The organism is Mycobacterium sp. 4D054, assembly GCF_052245755.1.
In the GTDB taxonomy this organism is placed as follows: domain Bacteria; phylum Actinomycetota; class Actinomycetes; order Mycobacteriales; family Mycobacteriaceae; genus Mycobacterium.
In genome coordinates this window covers 14,352-26,619 of sequence record NZ_JBQQCF010000028.1, presented here as the reverse complement: position 1 = coordinate 26,619, position 12,268 = coordinate 14,352, and the positions used below count along the sequence as shown (strand labels likewise).

Genomic DNA, 12,268 nt, shown 5'->3' with positions numbered 1-12,268 from the left:
CGCGCACATCTCCACGCAATCTCCACCGAATCTCCAAGCACCGCCCGCTGCCGCCGACAATGCTGAGCGCATGAGAAATCGCCTCCGCCCCGTGCTGGTCGGGATCGGCGCCCTGATGGCGCTGACCACCGCCTGCACCAACGGTTCGACCACCCAGACCGCGTCGCCGTCGCCGCCGGCGCCGACCGCGCAGACCGCCGAATCCCCGCCCGCCGCACCGTTTCCCGCGTCCGCGCGTTATATGGCCGACATGGCCGCCGCCGACGGCAAGACCATGACGATCGGAATCAGCGTCGACGGCCCGTCCGTCGCGGCCTACGCATGCAACGGCGTCGACGACGAGGCATGGTTCTTCGGCGACCAGTCCGACGGCGGCATCGACCTGAAGTCCCGGTTCCGGGACACGCTCGTCGCCGAGTACCACGGCGACGATGTCACGGGCGAGGTCACGATGAACGGCGTCGAGTACGCCTTCACCGCCGCATCGGTGTCCGGGGTGGCGGGTATGTACACCGCGGATTCGGACGGGGTGCGTGCCTCGTGGGTGGTGCGTCCCGACGGCTCTGCCACCGGAGTGCAGTTCAGCGGGTTCGCCCAGGGCGACCGCAATTTCGACCCGTTCAACCTCGACGAGCTCAGCGACTTCGACGTCCGTGACAAGGTCCGCAACACGCGGAACCTGTCACCTGCCGGCCCGATCGAGTTCGGGTCCGACGGCGCCCCCCGCGCCACCATCAACGGTGTCGCCGTGACCCCGACACTGGTCACCGGGACGTTCCGGCTCAACTGAGCCGGCCCGCGCTGTGCTTCCTGGGCGAAGCGTCGCCGGACGTGACGATGTAGGCGAAGCTGACCGGGTGGACGATTGGTTCGAGCGCAGCCCCTTCGTCGGCTTTGTCCCGTGGATCATCTACTGGGTGGTCGCCGACGGGCCGAGCACCTGGATGTTCGGCGCGGTCTGCGCGGTGATCGCGACGCTGATCATGGGGATGTCGGCCGGGTTCGCCGGCCTGAGGTTGCTCGACGTGGTCACCGTGGTGTTCTTCGCCGGTGTGACCATCGCCGGGTTGGTCCTCGGCGCCGCGGACCGCGACTGGATGGACACCTACGCGACGACGCTCTCCAGCGGGGTGCTCGCGGCCATGGCGCTGATCTCGCTGGCCTTCGAGCCGTTCACCGCGCAGTACGCCCCGGCCGGGGCGGCCCGCGGGAACCGGGAGGCGCTCGCCTTCCGGCGTACCAACCAGGTGCTGACGCTGATGTGGGCGCTGGTGTTCGCGCTGATCGCGGTGCTGGGATTCCTGGCCGCGACGGCGCCGTCGACCGTCCACCTCACCAAGGCCGTCATCCCGGTGGTGGTCATCATCGGCGCAGTCGGGATGACGCAGGCCTACCCGGCCCGGGCCAGGGAGAGAGCCCGTCAGGGCGCGGGATGACCCGGGTTCAGCAGCGGTACGACCTCGCCGACCCCTCCGGCGGGGTGACCTCGGCCAGGCACCCGAACGCGACCACGCCGTCGGCGGCGAGCCGGACCGCCGCGCGGTGCGCGTAGTTGACGCAGAACAGCCCCGACGCGTCGCTGCGGCAGCGGTTGTCACCGATGGTCAGCGACTGCCCGACGGGTAGTTCCGCACCGGAACCGTTGAGGAACGGGCCCGGGTCGCCGCGCAGTGCGCCGACCGTCAGGTCGGTCCCCGTGAATTCCACCCACCCCGGTTTCCACCTGCCCTCGGCCTGTGCCGGCCGCGGTGGAGGCGACGTGAGGTCGAGCAGGCACGTCATCGGGCCCGCGGGGCCGGTGACGCACTGGGTGTCGGAGTGCGGCGCCCCGGACGGCGCGGTGAAGGCGATGTCGTCGCCCAAACGGGTGGTCACACCGTCACGGAACGCGACGTGGAAGCCTGCCGAGTCCGCGGCCGGGCCCGCCTCGATCCAGCCGATGACCTGATCGATCGACGCGGCCGCCGTCGGCGCGCCGGAACGGTTCGGCGGCGGCGCTACCGGCTGGGCTGCCGAGGTGGTGGCGGGCGGCGCCGCCTCCCCGGCCCGCGACGGTTCGGCCTCCCCGCCGACCGACTGTGAGCAGCCCGCCGCCAGGACGCTCATCGCGATCAGGGCAGCTATACGCATCCGGCCAGGCTAGCGACCCGACACGGCATCTAGTGCGAGGCGGGCCGCGGAAGAGTTCGCTACCGTCGTGAGAATGCACGAGCACACCGTTCGGGTGAAGACTGCGTCGGGCACCGTCGAGGGTTTTACGCGCGACGGCGTGAACCGGTGGCGCTCGATTCCCTACGCCCGGCCCCCGGTGGGGCCGCTGCGGTACCGGGCGCCCCAGCCGGTGCAGCCCTGGCCTGGGGTGCGGTACTGCCACGGATTCGGCTCCTGCGCGCCCCAGCAGCGCATGTACACCCTCCTGGCCCCCGGCCGATACCAGCCGATGAGCGAGGACTGCCTGACACTGAACGTGGTCGCCCCGAAACGTGCCGAGGCCGGCGCGGGACTGCCCGTGATGGTGTTCATCCACGGCGGCGGATACATGCTGGGCAGCTCGGCGACGCCGATCTACGACGGAGCGTCCCTGGCGCGCAAGGGATGCGTCTACATTTCGGTCAACTACCGGCTCGGTGCGCTCGGGTGTCTGGAGCTGTCGTCGCTGTCGACCCCGGAGGTCACGATCGACGACAACCTGTTCCTGCGTGACCTCGTGATGGCGCTGCGATGGGTGCGCGACAACGTCGCGGCGTTCGGCGGCGATCCGGGCAACGTGACGATCTTCGGGGAGAGCGCCGGCGCGCACGCGGTGGCGACGCTGATGGCCACTCCCGCGGCCGAAGGCATGTTCGCCCAAGCTATTTCGCAGAGTCCGGCCAGCGGGATGATCAGCAGCGCCGAGATCGCCGAGGACTACGCGGCGCGGTTCGCCCGCCAGTTCGGGGCAACCACCGGCGAGGCGGTCCAGGCGCTGATGCGCGCTCGGCCGGCCGAACTCGTCGACGCGCTGGAGCGGCTCGTCGTCGAAGGGCAGCGCGACATGCTCGGAGCGTTCGCCATCGGCCCGACGTACGGCACGGAGTACCTGCCGGAGGATCCCGTCGTGGCCATGCGCGACGGCAGCGCGCACCGGGTACCGCTGATCGTCGGCACCAACGCCGACGAGGGGCGGCTGTTCACCCGCTTCCTGAAACTACTGCCGACCAACCAGCCGGCCATCGAGCGGCTGCTGGCGCACGTCGAACCCGATGCGCGAGAACGCATCCTGGCCGCCTACCCCGAGTATCCGGCGTCTGAAGCCTGTGTCCGCTTCGGTGGCGACTTCATCTTCGGCTCGGCGGTGTGGCAGATCGCCCACGCGCACTCGGCGCACGCGCCGACGCACGTCTACCGCTACGACTACGCCACCCGCGCGCTGCGCTGGTCCGGGATGGGCGCCACCCACGCCACCGAGCTACTCGCGGTGTTCGACGTGTACCGGTCCCGGTTCGGCAAGCTGCTCGCCGCGGGCCTTGACTCGCGTGCGGCGGCGAAGGTGTCAGACGACATGCAGCGGCGGTGGCTGGGATTCGCCGAACGCGGTGTGCCCGGCGACGACTGGCCGCGCTACCACCGCGACGAGCGTGCGGTCCTGGTGCTCGACCGGCGCCGGCGCGTCGAACTGGACCCGCACGCCGAGCGGCGAACGGCGTGGGAGCACTTCTTCCTCGCCGCGCGCTGAAACCGGGGCGACTTGCCGTAATCGCCGCACCCTGTGGTCGGGGATGTGGTTGCGTGGGCACGTGCGCCATCCCCTCGACCCGATGAATGCGGACGAGTTCGCCACGGTCGCCGCGATTCTGCGCCGTGACCGTGGAGTGCGGCCCGAGGATTGGCGCATCGCGTCCATCGATCTGGCCGAACCGGGGAAAGCGGAGATCGCCGAATTCGACGCCGGCGGCCCGCGGTCGCCGCGCCGCACCGAGGTGATCTGCTTCCACCGCACCGACAACGCCACCTACCGCAGCATGGTGTCGCTGTCTGACCACCGCGTCGAGACGTTCGAACACATTCCCGGCGTGCAGGCCAACTTCACCGTCGACGAGTTCGTCGAATGCGATCGGCTCCTGCGCGCCCACCCCGACGTGGTGGAGGCACTGCGCCGGCGCGGCATCACCGACATGGAGCTGGTGTTCTTCGACACCTGGACCTACGGCGACGCGGTGGCGCCCCCGGAATTCCGTGACCGGCGCCTGGGCTGGTCCGACAGCTGGGTCAAGGCAGCGCCCGGGGCCAATCCATATGCCAGGCTGGTCAGCGGGCTGCACTGCGTCGTCGATGTGAACGCGATGGAACTGCTGCGGGTCGAAGATGTCGGACCGTTCGCAGCAGACGCGGGCGCTGCAGACGGCACGGGGGAGCCGACGCCCGACGTGATGGGTGAGTACGTGCCCGCCCACATACCTGAGCGCATCCTTGCTGCCTCGACCCGCGAGCGGGTGGCACCGCTGCACATCACCCAGCCCGACGGGCCGTCGTTCACGCTGGAGGGCAATTTGCTGCGGTGGCAGAACTGGTCGTTGCGGGTGGGCTTCAACCACCGCGAGGGCATGACGCTGCACACCGTGCGTTACCGCGACGGGGACCGCGACCGGTCGATCGCGCACCGGATGTCGTTCGCGGAGATGATCGTGCCCTACCGCGACCCGTCACCGGATCATTACCGGCGCACCGCATTCGACATCGGCGAATGGGGCCTGGGATTCATGACCACCTCGCTGGAGCTCGGTTGCGACTGCCTCGGCGAGATCCGCTACCTCGACGCGGTGCTGCACAACAGCCGCGGCGAGCCCTACACCATCACCAACGCCATCTGCATCCACGAAGAAGACAACGCCGTGCTGTGGAAGCACGTCGACCCCGAGATCGGCGCGGAGGTGCGCCGGATGCGCCGGCTGACGATCTCATTCCACGTCACCGTCGCGAATTACGAGTACCTGGTGTACTGGCGGCTCTATCAGGACGGCAACATCGAGTGCGAGGTGCGCGCGACCGGCATCATGGTGACCACCCCGCTGCCGCGCGGCGCGCCCAATCCCAACGGCACCCTGGTCGACGAACGAACTTACGCTCCGTTCCACCAGCACTTTCTGGTCGCGCGGCTGGATCTGGACATCGACGGACCCGACAACACGGTGGTGATGACGGAGTCGTGCGCAGAACCCGTGTCGCCGGACAATCCGCATGGTCTGTCGCTGGTGGTGCGCAACACCCCGCTGCGCACCGAGAGCGAGGGCAAGCAGGACGTCGAGTTCGCCACGCAGCGCGCGTGGAAGGTGGTCAACCCCAACGTCGTGACCCGGCTGGGAGCCCACCCGGCGTACAAGCTGGTGCCCACCGGGGCGATCCCGGCCATGTTCGCCGCAGGCACGCCCGTACTCGAACGCGCGAGCGTGATCGCCCACACCTTGTGGGTTACGCCCAACCATCCCGAGGAGCGTTGGCCCGCAGGACAATTCGTCAACCAATCGGTGCGTGACACCGGCCTGGCGCGGTGGACTGCGGCCGACCGGTCCATCGAGAACACCGACGTGGTGCTGTGGTACGTCTTCGGCATCCATCACATCACCCGTCCCGAGGACTGGCCGGTGATGCCCGTCGACGTCGTCTCGTTCTGGCTCAAGCCGTTCGGCTTCTTCGACCGCAACCCGGCCCTCGACGTCGTCGGCACCCCGCCGGACGCGTGCCACACCACCACGACCAGCGCGCACCACTGATGGCACGCTGTGGGGCGTGGTCGTCAAATCGGTGCTGCTGTTCGTCCTTGCCGCCGTCCTCGAGATCGGCGGCGCGTGGCTGGTCTGGCAGGGCGTCCGGGAACACCGCGGCCTGCTGTGGGTCGGGGCCGGCGTGCTGGCCCTGGGCGCCTACGGGTTCGTAGCGGCGTTCCAACCCGACGCGAACTTCGGCCGGGTGCTGGCCGCCTACGGCGGCGTGTTCGTCGCGGGCTCGCTGATCTGGGGCATGGTCGTCGACGGTTTCCGGCCCGACCGGTGGGACATCACCGGAGCCGCGGTGTGCCTGGCCGGCGTCGGCCTCATAATGTACGCGCCGCGCTGACCCGTCAGCACAGGTGCGCGCGGTCGTCGTCGAGGTCGGCGCGGCTCAGTCCCATCGGTGTCCCCTCCGGGATGTCGCCGGCGTCGACCACCGCGCGGGCGATCGGCGTCAGCGTGCGGAACAGCGCCTCGACCTCGCCGTCCTCGAGGCCGTCCAGCACGGACAGCGCCAGCGCATCGGTGCGGTCCTCGATGTGCTGCTTGAACTCGCGTCCGGCCGCTGTCAGCGCGCCATCCCCGTCGAGCAGTCCCCGCTGCTGCAGCGCGCCACGGTGCCGGGCCCACTGCTCCTCGTCGTAGTCGCGGGCGCGCTTGATCATCTCCTCGGGGACCCCGCCGGCCGCGGCGTGCAGGACGTTGCATTCACGCCCGGACACCCCCTCTGCGGTCAGCACGGCGACGTGTCCGTCACCGCGGTGTTCGCGCAGCAGGGTGCTCGCGTGCCACAGCCTGGCCACAGGTTCGGCGGGCCAGTCCAGCGCCGCGTTGGCGGCGAACAGGGGGCGACCGCCGACGTTGGCGCCGGCCAGCGCCTTCGCGGTCAGATCGGCGACCGTGGCCGCCGCGTCGTCGGTCACCCCGCTGCGGCGCAGCGCCGCCACCGCCGCCTCCCGGCGCGCCGTCAGCGCGAGGGCCGGAGAGGCGATGTCCCAGGCCGCGGGCAGGGCCTTGGCGACCCGCTCCGGGGCGAAGTTGTAGAACGCGGCGGTGACCACGGCGGCCGGTACCGCGCCGAGCGGGGCCGAGCGGGCGGCGAAGTAGCCCATCCAGAAGCCGCGGTAGCCGAGGCCGTCGAGCGCGGCGCGGCACTCCGGCGCGAAATAGGTGACGGCGTGCACGGGTTCGGCGCGGTCGTGCAGACGGCGGGCCAGCGTTCGGTTGCGGGGCACCCTGGCAGTCAACCACCATTGACCCATGAGGAAGGCCACCGGTCGGCTCGCCGTCGCGGCGGCGGCTGCGGCCGCGCTGGCGGGCTGCAACGTCGAGGCAGCGTCCGGCCTGCCCGCGGTGGCCACCGACGATCTGCAGGCCGACATCTGGGCGCGGCTGGGCGAAGCGGGGGAACAGCCACAATCGGTGACGTGCAAGGATCCACTGGTCGGCGAGGTCGGACAGACGGCGCGCTGCGAGGTCATCGTCAGTCCCACCAACAGTTTCGAGCCGATCGTCACCGTGACCGCGGTCGACGGCGAGACCATCGACTACGAGCTGATTCCGGCGCTGTCCGTCGAGCAGGTGCAACGCGCGGTGGCCCGCCTGGTGGACGACGGCGGCGGGCCGCCCGCTTCGCAGGTCAGGTGTGAGACGGGCCTACACGGCCACGTGGGCGAGGTGACCCACTGCGATGTCACAGTCGCCGGCGCCATCCTGCGCAGGACCGCGGAGGTGACCAGCGTCGACGGCCTGATGATGAACTTCGACCTGGTGCCGATGCTGACGAAGGCGGAGGTCGAGACCTCGCTTCTCGACGAACTCGCGCGGCACCTGAAACGGCGTCCCGAGTCGGCGACGTGCACCGGCGACCTGGAGGGCCGACCGGGAAACACCGTCGACTGCGCGGTGACCGACGGCCCCGAGCGCGCGGCGTTCATCCTGACGGTCACCGCGGTGGACGGCGACAAGATCGACTACAGCTACGCGCCCCGCGGCTGAGGCGCCGCGGCCCGGAGCTCAGCGCAGCCGGCGCTTCTGCTTCTTGACCTCGACGTTGGCGGTATCGGCAAGCACCGCCGCCCGCTGGCGGGCCAATTCGGCGCGTTCGCGGGCCAGGTCGGCGAGCTCAGGAGCGCGCTCGCGGGCGACCTCGGCCAACTCGGTGCCCCGCCCACGGGCCACCTCGGCCAACTCCGCGGCGCGCTCGCGAGCCACCTCAGCAAGTTCCGGCGCCCGTTCGCGGGCCACCTCGGCGAGCTCGCCGCCGCGCTCGCGGGCGACATGCGCCAGCTCCCCGCCGCGCTCCCGGGCGACGTGTGCCAGCTCGCGGCCGCGCTCGGCGCCCACGTGCAGGCCGTGCCCGACCTTGTCCGCGAGCGGGCTGTCGGTCAGGGAACCCCCTGCCGCGGCGCCCGCAGGCAGAGCCGCCGTCACGGCCTCGGAGACCTTGCGCGCGGCGCGGCGACCACGCCAGCCCAGCGAGGGTTTGCCCTCGGTGTCCACCGCGGCGATGATCAGACCGCCGATCAGGCTGACGTCGGTGATGAAGGCGCGCCGCTCGTCGGTCTTTCGCTGCGGGTCGTTCTCGTTCCAAAAAGCATGTCCGCCAAGCGAACTCGGTACCACGCTGAGTGCCAGCGCCGCCGAGGCCACCCGGGGGAGGCGTCCGGTCGCCAGCAGCAGGCCGCCGCCGATCTGCACGGCGGCGGTCACCTTTGCGACGGTCTCAGCGTTCGACGGCACATTGGTGCCGACCGGGTCGGGCAGCTTGCTCAGGCCCTCGAGGGTCTGGCGGGTGGCGTCGGTGGCGGGTTTCGGGCTTCGCAGCGCCTCGACCCCACGCGAGATGAACACTGCTGACAGCATCGGGCGCGCTACACGTCGGATCAACATGAGGCCTGTGTTCCCCGGGGTCTGGGGAGGCAAACCAGGCCGCGCGGGCTCACCGGCCGGCCTCGGGGCGTGGCCACCGCGGGCGCAACAGGTCGCCGGACGGCGGGCGCATCCGGTCGAGGATGGCGCGCAGCGGGGACCACGCCGAGCGCCCCCGCCGGGTCACCGCGTAGGCCGTCAGGGTGACGGCAGGGTTCTGCAGATCCAGCACGGTCACCCCGGCACGGGTGGGCCTGCCCAGGGGGAGCAGACCCACTCCGAACCCCGCCGCAATGAGGTCCTCGACCAGATCGAGGCTGTCGATCTGGTGTGCGATCGTCGGGGTGAAACCGGCCAGCGATGCGAGGGTGCGGACCGCGGTCTCGTCGGCGGTATTGCGTGAGTTGACGATCCAGGTGGCGTCGGCGAACGCCGTCAGCACAGTGTCGGCATCCGTTCCCGACTGCACCCCCAGCCCCCACTCGATCGACCACAGCGGCACCGCGTCCAGGGCCGCGCCCGGCGAGGCCGGCGCGAGGTTGTAGTCGTAGGTCAGTGCGAGATCGAGATCGTCGGCGATCAGCAGCGCGAACGCCTCGATCGGTTCGTACTCGCTGATGACGACCTCGACGTCCGGGTAACGCACCGCCAGGTCGGCGACGATGGGCAGCAGCGACACCCGGATGCCGGTGGCGAACCCGCCGACGCGGACCGTACCGGCCGGTTCGGCGTCGGGGTCGAGGTCGCGCCGCGCGCTGTCGACCGCGGCCAGGATCGTCACGGCGTGATCGGCCAGGCGGCGGCCGGCCGGGGTGAGACGCACGCGGCGGCCCTCGGGTTCGATCAGCTTGGCTCCGATGTCCCGAGCCAGCGCGGCGATCTGCTGGGACACCGTGGACGTGGTCAGGTGGTGTTCGTCGGCGACGGCACGCATCGAACCCAGGCGTGACAGTGCCAGCAGCAGTTCCAGGCGGCGGGTGTCCATCCCCGGATTCTCTCCGGTGAGGCGGCGCCGGGTCGGTAAGTTTCGCCGCATGCCCGACCTGACCGTCACCGTCGCCGACGGTGTCGCGGTGCTGACGTTCAACCGGCCCGAGCGGCGCAACGCCTACACCGCGGAGATGGGGGAGTTGCTCAACACCGCTTACCAGGAGTGCGACCAGGATGACGATGTCCGTGCCATCGTGCTGACCGGGGCCGGTGACGCGTTCTGTGTGGGAGCTGACCTCGTCGGCGGGAAAGGACCGTTCACCGAGGCCGGCGACTCCTTCACCGCCTCGCCCACCGATCCGGCGGCGTTCGAACTCCGGACGCCGGTCATCGCGGCGGTCAACGGCCACGCCGTCGGCATCGGGCTGACCCTCGCGCTGCAGGCTGACATCCGGATCATGGCGGCCGGCGCCTCCTACGCGGTGGCGCAGTCGCGCCGTGGGGTGATCGGCGACTGCATGTCGCACTGGACGCTCCCGCACCTGGTCGGTGGTGCGGTGGCGGCCGATCTGCTGCTGACGGGACGCAGCTTCGACGGCGCCGAGGCGGCCGCGCTGGGTGTCGCGTCGCGCTGCCTGCCGGCAGCGGAGGTCCTCACGGAGGCCATGTCGCTCGCCGCCGACATCGCCGTCAACGTCGCACCGATGTCGGCGGCCTTGAGCAAGAGACTGTTGTGGGACACCATGATGTACGGATACCGGCCCCGACAGGTGGCGGCGCTGGAGACCGCGCTGCACCACCGGGTCATGGGCGGCCCGGACGCGCGGGAGGGCGTGGCGGCCTTCATGGAGCGGCGCACTCCCCGCTGGAGCGGGTCGGTCTCGCGCCAGTGGCAGCCGCTGCCCGAAGTTTAGGCAAAGTACGTCCCGGGCAGAGGCGCCCACGTGGCAGCATCGGCGTCATGCCGACTTCTGGGGCGCGCCGGAACTGGGGCGATGACCGGGCGCTGCTCAACGACGACGAGGCCCGCGACCGCCTGCTGGATGCGGCCGAGCGCTGTACCGTCTACCGCTACTACCTGAACCGCGACGACCTGTTGCTGCGCCGGGTCGACCGGGCGAGTGCGCGATGGGTCGAGCTGAGACGACCAGGCGACGCGGCATCGAGCATCCGGGAACTGGTGCTGCTGCCCGCGGTGTCGGTGGACAACGGCGACCCGCTCAACCTTGCGCTGTACGCCGGCGAGAGTGCCGGCCTGACAGCGGTTCTCGAAGCCGGGGCGAAACCGATCACCGACGTGGTGGCCGGCCACTACAAGCCACTGTTCGCGGCATGGAAGCACGACGGGAAGGTCTACCCCGACCTCGATGCACCGGCGAGGTGTTGGGCCGGCCGTTCCTGGTCATGGAGCGGGCTGCACGCACGGTGTACGAGATGAACCCTCCGGCAGGGGAATCCGACGACACCATGGCCGGGATGTGTCGAAGTCTGGTCGAGGCGCTCGCCGCGATCCATGCTGTCGACCTCGACGCCACCGGGCTGAAGGCCCTCGACGACGGCGCCACCCATCTGGTCCGCGAACTCGACCGCTGGTCCGAGGAGATGTCACGCGTCCGGCACGGGCGGTTGTCGGCCCTGGAACGTCTGCACGCGGCGCTGCGCGACAGCATGCCGGCCGGGTGCCCGACCGTCACGCTCGTCCACGGAGACGCCGGCCCCGGCAACTTCGCGTTCGCCAACGGTGCGGTCAGCACCGTCGTCGGCTGGAAGATGGCCACCGTCGGCGACCCGCTGACCGACGTGGCTTGGCTCGAGCTGCGGTGGATGTAACCGGTCGGAGTCGCCGGCCACCCGGGCGCTCCGGGTATCGACGAACTGATCGCCCACTACGAGGCGATCACATATCACCGTCCAGAACCGGCCCTGGTACCGGGCGTTCAACGCCTACACGATGGCGGTCATCTGTCTGCTCGGCGCGATGCTGGTCGACGCCGGCCGCAGCGACGACCACGCGCTGGTGCTCGCCGCCCACCGCACGTCGATGCTGACCGCCACAGGTCTGGCCGACTGGGCATCACCGACATACCCGACGACGGGCCGGTGATGCCGCGGGAGGAACGCATGCAGCAGGTGCTCGCTCAGGTGAGCTGATTGCGGTCAGGGGGCGGGAACGCTGGCGCAACCCACGCCTGGGATGCAGCCTGCCGCGCCGCCGGGACCCGCGACCCCCGAGGGGCCGCCCGGGATCGCTCCCGCGGCTCCGCCGGGTCCGGCCACGCCGCCCGGTCCGCCGGGGATCGTGCCTGCGGCTCCGCCGGGTCCGGCCACGCCGCCCGGTCCGCCGGGGATCGTGCCTGCGGCTCCGCCGGGTCCGGCCACGCCGCCCGGTCCGCCGGGGATCGTGCCTGCGACGCCGCCGGGTCCGGCCACGCCTGCGGGTCCACCGGGCACGGCGCCTGCGACGCCCGGGGCGGGCGGGGTAGGCGGCAGCACGGCGCAGCCGGTGCCGGCCGGGTCATAACATCCGGGCGGGCCCCCGGCCGGAAGAATCCCCGGAGAGGCGAATCCGGTGGGCGCGGTGACGACAGCGGCGGCGGCAGCGGCCGCCATCAGGAGCGGTGCGCGGAGCGTGAAATTCCTCATCATGGCTGGACATGTACCTTTTCGGCAAAATCTCAAACGTCTTGAAAATGGGAGTGCCCACCGACCGTTCGTAATTC

13 protein-coding genes and 1 pseudogene are annotated in these 12,268 nt (G+C 70.8%); 9 read left to right on the top strand and 5 right to left on the bottom strand.

The window, feature by feature from the left end; all coding sequences use genetic code 11:
- Positions 1-70 precede the first annotated feature (70 nt).
- Positions 71-790 (top strand): hypothetical protein, encoded by a 720-nt coding sequence (locus tag ACTWP6_RS19525; protein WP_443188550.1) that lies wholly within the window; start codon positions 71-73, stop codon positions 788-790.
- A 67-nt stretch (positions 791-857) separates the two neighbouring features.
- The gene (locus ACTWP6_RS19520) at positions 858-1,436 is read left to right on the top strand and encodes a hypothetical protein (RefSeq protein ID WP_443188549.1); all 579 of its coding nucleotides are present in this window, start codon (positions 858-860) and stop codon (positions 1,434-1,436) included.
- Between the two features lie 7 nt (positions 1,437-1,443).
- Here the strand turns inward: ACTWP6_RS19520 and ACTWP6_RS19515 are convergent, their stop codons facing one another.
- On the bottom strand, positions 1,444-2,130 hold the full coding sequence (locus ACTWP6_RS19515; RefSeq protein WP_443188548.1) for a hypothetical protein: 687 nt from the start codon (positions 2,128-2,130) through the stop codon (positions 1,444-1,446).
- Positions 2,131-2,203: 73 nt separating this feature from the next.
- Here ACTWP6_RS19515 and ACTWP6_RS19510 point away from each other — a divergent pair, with 73 nt between their 5' ends.
- Genes ACTWP6_RS19510 through ACTWP6_RS19500 form a run of 3 tightly spaced genes read left to right on the top strand, consistent with a single transcriptional unit; the run spans position 2,204 to position 6,093 of the window.
- Positions 2,204-3,715, top strand: a complete 1,512-nt coding sequence (locus tag ACTWP6_RS19510) for a carboxylesterase/lipase family protein (RefSeq protein WP_443188547.1) — start codon at positions 2,204-2,206, stop codon at positions 3,713-3,715.
- A 43-nt stretch (positions 3,716-3,758) separates the two neighbouring features.
- Positions 3,759-5,750, top strand: a complete 1,992-nt coding sequence (locus ACTWP6_RS19505; protein ID WP_443188546.1) for a primary-amine oxidase — start codon at positions 3,759-3,761, stop codon at positions 5,748-5,750.
- Positions 5,751-5,766: 16 nt separating this feature from the next.
- Entirely contained in the window at positions 5,767-6,093 is a 327-nt protein-coding gene (locus ACTWP6_RS19500; RefSeq protein WP_260753262.1) for a YnfA family protein, read from the top strand.
- A gap of 4 nt (positions 6,094-6,097) precedes the next feature.
- Here ACTWP6_RS19500 and ACTWP6_RS19495 read toward each other — a convergent pair whose 3' ends face one another.
- The gene (locus tag ACTWP6_RS19495) at positions 6,098-7,009 is read right to left on the bottom strand and encodes an SCO6745 family protein (RefSeq protein ID WP_260758143.1); all 912 of its coding nucleotides are present in this window, start codon (positions 7,007-7,009) and stop codon (positions 6,098-6,100) included.
- Here ACTWP6_RS19495 and ACTWP6_RS19490 point away from each other — a divergent pair.
- Complete coding sequence (locus ACTWP6_RS19490) at positions 7,008-7,745, top strand: DUF4333 domain-containing protein (protein ID WP_260753261.1); 738 nt, start codon at positions 7,008-7,010, stop codon at positions 7,743-7,745. The genes ACTWP6_RS19495 and ACTWP6_RS19490 overlap by 2 nt on opposite strands.
- Positions 7,746-7,763: 18 nt before the next feature.
- Here ACTWP6_RS19490 and ACTWP6_RS19485 read toward each other — a convergent pair whose 3' ends face one another.
- The gene (locus ACTWP6_RS19485) at positions 7,764-8,639 is read right to left on the bottom strand and encodes a DoxX family protein (protein WP_260753259.1); all 876 of its coding nucleotides are present in this window, start codon (positions 8,637-8,639) and stop codon (positions 7,764-7,766) included.
- 49 nt (positions 8,640-8,688) lie between these two features.
- Complete coding sequence (locus ACTWP6_RS19480) at positions 8,689-9,603, bottom strand: LysR family transcriptional regulator (RefSeq protein WP_260753258.1); 915 nt, start codon at positions 9,601-9,603, stop codon at positions 8,689-8,691.
- Between the two features lie 49 nt (positions 9,604-9,652).
- Here ACTWP6_RS19480 and ACTWP6_RS19475 point away from each other — a divergent pair, with 49 nt between their 5' ends.
- The 3 genes and pseudogenes from ACTWP6_RS19475 to ACTWP6_RS19465 all read left to right on the top strand — a co-directional run.
- Positions 9,653-10,462, top strand: a complete 810-nt coding sequence (locus tag ACTWP6_RS19475; protein ID WP_443188545.1) for an enoyl-CoA hydratase/isomerase family protein — start codon at positions 9,653-9,655, stop codon at positions 10,460-10,462.
- A 47-nt stretch (positions 10,463-10,509) separates the two neighbouring features.
- Entirely contained in the window at positions 10,510-10,986 is a 477-nt protein-coding gene (locus ACTWP6_RS19470) for a hypothetical protein (RefSeq protein ID WP_443188544.1), read from the top strand.
- Positions 10,920-11,699 (top strand): annotated as a pseudogene (locus tag ACTWP6_RS19465) (phosphotransferase family protein); the annotation flags it as partial. The gene ACTWP6_RS19470 and the pseudogene ACTWP6_RS19465, both read left to right, overlap by 67 nt.
- Before the next feature lie 6 nt (positions 11,700-11,705).
- On the opposite strand, the gene ACTWP6_RS19460 reads toward ACTWP6_RS19465, so the two are convergent.
- A complete protein-coding gene (locus ACTWP6_RS19460; RefSeq protein WP_443188543.1) occupies positions 11,706-12,194 on the bottom strand; it encodes a hypothetical protein in 489 nt (162 codons plus the stop codon).
- Positions 12,195-12,268: the final 74 nt, after the last annotated feature.

What these genes read in the sequence shown, in the direction of transcription:
- ACTWP6_RS19475 (WP_443188545.1), top strand. Translation starts at nt 9,653, where the DNA reads ATGCCCGACCTGACCGTCACCGTCGCCGACGGTGTCGCGGTGCTGACG.
- ACTWP6_RS19480 (WP_260753258.1), bottom strand. Translation starts at nt 9,603, where the DNA reads ATGGACACCCGCCGCCTGGAACTGCTGCTGGCACTGTCACGCCTGGGT.
- ACTWP6_RS19515 (WP_443188548.1), bottom strand. Translation starts at nt 2,130, where the DNA reads ATGCGTATAGCTGCCCTGATCGCGATGAGCGTCCTGGCGGCGGGCTGC.
- ACTWP6_RS19525 (WP_443188550.1), top strand. Translation starts at nt 71, where the DNA reads ATGAGAAATCGCCTCCGCCCCGTGCTGGTCGGGATCGGCGCCCTGATG.
- ACTWP6_RS19470 (WP_443188544.1), top strand. Translation starts at nt 10,510, where the DNA reads ATGCCGACTTCTGGGGCGCGCCGGAACTGGGGCGATGACCGGGCGCTG.
- ACTWP6_RS19510 (WP_443188547.1), top strand. Translation starts at nt 2,204, where the DNA reads ATGCACGAGCACACCGTTCGGGTGAAGACTGCGTCGGGCACCGTCGAG.
- ACTWP6_RS19505 (WP_443188546.1), top strand. Translation starts at nt 3,759, where the DNA reads ATGTGGTTGCGTGGGCACGTGCGCCATCCCCTCGACCCGATGAATGCG.
- ACTWP6_RS19460 (WP_443188543.1), bottom strand. Translation starts at nt 12,194, where the DNA reads ATGATGAGGAATTTCACGCTCCGCGCACCGCTCCTGATGGCGGCCGCT.
- ACTWP6_RS19485 (WP_260753259.1), bottom strand. Translation starts at nt 8,639, where the DNA reads ATGTTGATCCGACGTGTAGCGCGCCCGATGCTGTCAGCAGTGTTCATC.
- ACTWP6_RS19490 (WP_260753261.1), top strand. Translation starts at nt 7,008, where the DNA reads ATGAGGAAGGCCACCGGTCGGCTCGCCGTCGCGGCGGCGGCTGCGGCC.
- ACTWP6_RS19495 (WP_260758143.1), bottom strand. Translation starts at nt 7,009, where the DNA reads ATGGGTCAATGGTGGTTGACTGCCAGGGTGCCCCGCAACCGAACGCTG.